The 3,573-nt window shown below is 32.1% G+C and carries 3 protein-coding genes and 2 tRNA genes; 1 reads left to right on the forward strand and 4 read right to left on the reverse strand.

The features are described 5' to 3' along the window. Positions 1 to 206: 206 nt before the first annotated feature. Complete coding sequence (locus VGE71_RS07770) at positions 207 to 914, forward strand: DUF6090 family protein (protein ID WP_331137820.1); 708 nt, start codon at positions 207 to 209, stop codon at positions 912 to 914. Between the two features lie 63 nt (positions 915 to 977). Here the strand turns inward: VGE71_RS07770 and VGE71_RS07775 are convergent, their stop codons facing one another. The 4 genes from VGE71_RS07775 to VGE71_RS07790 all read right to left on the reverse strand — a co-directional run bounded on the left by VGE71_RS07775 (position 978) and on the right by VGE71_RS07790 (position 3,425). Further along, positions 978 to 1,394, reverse strand: coding sequence for a helix-turn-helix transcriptional regulator (locus VGE71_RS07775; RefSeq protein ID WP_331137821.1), 417 nt, complete (start codon positions 1,392 to 1,394; stop codon positions 978 to 980). A 320-nt stretch (positions 1,395 to 1,714) separates the two neighbouring features. Continuing rightward, positions 1,715 to 1,792 (reverse strand) — tRNA-Val (locus VGE71_RS07780). A 154-nt stretch (positions 1,793 to 1,946) separates the two neighbouring features. After that, positions 1,947 to 2,021: transfer RNA gene (locus tag VGE71_RS07785), tRNA-Val, on the reverse strand. 177 nt (positions 2,022 to 2,198) lie between these two features. Next, positions 2,199 to 3,425, reverse strand: coding sequence for a folylpolyglutamate synthase/dihydrofolate synthase family protein (locus VGE71_RS07790; protein WP_331137822.1), 1,227 nt, complete (start codon positions 3,423 to 3,425; stop codon positions 2,199 to 2,201). Positions 3,426 to 3,573 lie beyond the last annotated feature (148 nt).

Consider the following 3,573-nt stretch of genomic DNA (forward strand, 5'->3'; position numbering starts at 1 on the left):
CATTTATATAGGATTTAAGAAAAATTAACAGAGCTTTGTGTAAATAATCTTATATTCGTTTTTGAATATAAATCGAAGGAAAAAGAAAAAAGACAGTTATTCCGGTGTAAAAACTGTTTTGAAAATATAACGATTTTAAATTCAAAGAATTAATATCCTAAAACAAATTATAATAATAACCAAAGTTAAAATTACAAGACTAAATTATGCAAGAAGAAATAACCAAGCATTCAAACAAAATTTACAAAGCTGTGAAAAAACCGGAACACACATTGGGTGAGAAAATAAAAGAAATCATTATAGAAATATGCATAATCGTTTTTGCTGTGACGCTTTCAATATCGCTACACGGTTGGAGTGAACATAGACACCAACAAGAAGAAGTAGCTGCGTTTCTTGCTAATTTAAAGAATAATTTAAAGGATGATGTAGAAAGTATCGACAGAGAAGTAAAAGAATACCAAAAGACAAACAAAAGTTATGAAAAAATTTTGGCGTTAACGGCTTTCCAGCTTGATAGTATTTATAAGTCTAAAAATAAGGTGAGTTTTCCAATTCATTCGCATGGGCAAACATTGAATGTGGGTAATTATGAAGGTTTTAAATCGAGTGGTAAAATTGGTTACATTGAAGACGAAAAGTTAAAACAGAAAATTTTAAATTATTACCAAATATTTGTCCCAGCTGTTAATGAAGTTGATAAGGTATACAATGATTTTTTGTTTAAGTGTTTTGATAAAACAATAGAAAACGCAGATAAGCCAGAAGAAAAATTATACTCAGATCCAAAATATAAAAAGACACTCGAATATCTTGTTACAATAGGTAAGAATAATATAAGAGTTTATAACGAAAATACTAAACCGCTTGCAAATGATCTTATTAAAGAAATTGAAAAAGAGTTGAGTAAATAAAAAATCATCATATAAAAAAACTCCATTAGAAATAATGGAGTTTTTTTTATGCTTTTCAAAAGGTTATTTTTCTTTTATTATATTTTCTAAATATTCAACCTTGTCTTTTTCTGCTTGGATTAAACGTTCGTAAAGTTTTTCCTTTTCTTCGTAAAGTTCTACAACTTTGTCAATAGGATTAAAAGTGCAGTTGTGATTAGTACTTGCAAAGTGGCTATTGCTTACTGTGTCGTTAAAAGTATTGAAAAAATTAATCATGTTTTCTTCAGAAAAATTCTTGATTGCCTCTGCAGTTACGCCAAGTGCTTTTGCGACTTCAACAAGTTTTGCATCATCTATTGTTTCGCTATTTTCCATTGCAGAAATCGCTTGCTGATTAGTTCCTAAAGCTTGTGCCAGTGCTTCTTGCTTCATGTCACGAAGTTCACGAATACGGCTTATTTTTCGCCCTATATGATTTGGTCTTGTTAGTGTGCTCATAATTCAAAGATAATAATTAAGTGAATAAATAGGGGCTGTAAAAAACAGATTTTAAAATGTGAAATACAGTTGTTCTTTGGGAGCGGTAAGCAAAAATACAATTTTTCTGATAAGAATTTAAAGATTGTAGGGTTTGTAAAGATGAAGTTTGTCATTTCGAGGAACGAGAAATCACACTCGCGAATCGACAAAGATTGACAAAATACTTTACGGAATTTCTCGTTCCTCGAAATGACAAGTGTTTGAGCGTATTAAATAGATTCGATAGTTTTAGGGAAATATAACCATAAAAAAACTCCTTAATTTCTTAAGGAGTTTCTTGGTGGGCGATGAGGGGTTCGAACCCCCGACCCCCTCGGTGTAAACGAGGTGCTCTGAACCAGCTGAGCTAATCGCCCTATTTTACTAGGTTGCTATCGTTTGTGATAACGAGTGCAAATATACGTTTGTTTTTGAGTTCTTCAAAGAATTTTTAACTTTTATGAGTTTTTAAAATTCTGTTTAGCCTTCATATTTAAAAGAAAACTCCTTAATTTCTTAAGGAGTTTTTTGTGGGCGATGAGGGGTTCGAACCCCCGACCCCCTCGGTGTAAACGAGGTGCTCTGAACCAGCTGAGCTAATCGCCCTATTTTACTAGGTTGCTATCGTTTGTGATTGCGAGTGCAAATATACGCCTGTTTTTGAGTTCTGCAAACAAAAAACAATAAAAAATAAAACTTTTTTAAAAATAACTTATATCTGTTTGTTTATGAATTTGTTATTAAAATGATTTTTTGAACTTTTTTCTAAATCAAAAGTATATTTTAGTTCAAAGGCAATTCGGCAACAACAAAAGTACTTCCGCCAACGTAAATAAAATCATTTTCCGAAGCATTTTTCTTGGCTTCCGCGAAAGCGATTTCCACAGAATCGTATTTTTCTCCTTTTAAATCGAAATTTTCAGCTGCATTTTTTAAAGTTTCGGCTGGAAGACCTCTCGAAGAATTCGGACTGCAGAAGTAATATTGCGCTTCTTTTGGAAATAAAGGCAAGATAGAATCTAAATCTTTATCGTTCACAACACCCAAAACAATATGCAGGTTTTCGAATTTTTCGTTTTTCAATTGATTCATCACGACGGTTAATCCGTGTTTGTTGTGCGCCGTGTCGCAAACAATTTTTGGATTTTCTCCCAATTGCTGCCATCTTCCTTGTAAACCCGTATTTTTTACAACATGCAATAAACCTTCTTTTAATTGTTCCGTCGAAACTTTAAAATCGGTTTCATTATTCAAAATTGAAATTGTCTGTTGTACCGTTTTTTTATTGTGAAACTGATAATCGCCGATCAAATCAGACAAATAAATCTGATCAATCAAATCAGATGCGAAATAGATAGGAGCGTTGTTTGCTTCAGCTTTATCTAAAAATACAGGCTTCGTTTCTTCAGTATATTCACCAATAACAACTGGAATATTTGGTTTTATAATTCCTGCTTTTTCGCCTGCAATGGCTTCCAAAGTATTTCCTAAAAACTGCGTATGATCTAAACCTATATTCGTAATCACCGAAACCAATGGTGTAATAATATTCGTTGCGTCCAATCTTCCGCCAAGACCAACTTCGATAATCGCAATATCTACTTTTTCAGAAGCAAAATAATCAAAAGCCAAACCAACCGACATTTCGAAGAAACTCATATCATTAGCTTCAAAAAACGATTTGTGTTTTGCTATAAATTCGATAACAAATTCTTCTGAGATTTCTTTTCCATCGATTTTAATTCTTTCTCTAAAATCTTTCAAATGCGGAGAAGTATACAATCCAACTTTGTAACCCGCTTCCTGTAGAACCGAAGAAAGCATATGCGAAGTAGAACCTTTTCCGTTTGTTCCCGCAACATGAATACATTTCAGCTCATTTTGCGGATTGTCAAGATGAGCTGCCAATATTCTAATATTCGTTAAATCTTCTTTGTACGCAGAAGCACCTTGCAATTGGTACATTGGAAGCTGATTAAACATCCAATTGGTAGTCTCTTGATAGTTCATTTATTTTAGATAAAATGGTTGTTGATTGAAATAAATTTCGATTTTTGTAGTTTAATATTACAGCGAAAATTATCTTTATTGCAAATTTCAAATATTTTTTAGAATTAATTATTAAAAACCAGAATTAATATATGTTTAGTTTTATTCA

The sequence above is a fragment of the Flavobacterium sp. genome, from assembly GCF_036405015.1.
GTDB lineage: Bacteria > Bacteroidota > Bacteroidia > Flavobacteriales > Flavobacteriaceae > Flavobacterium.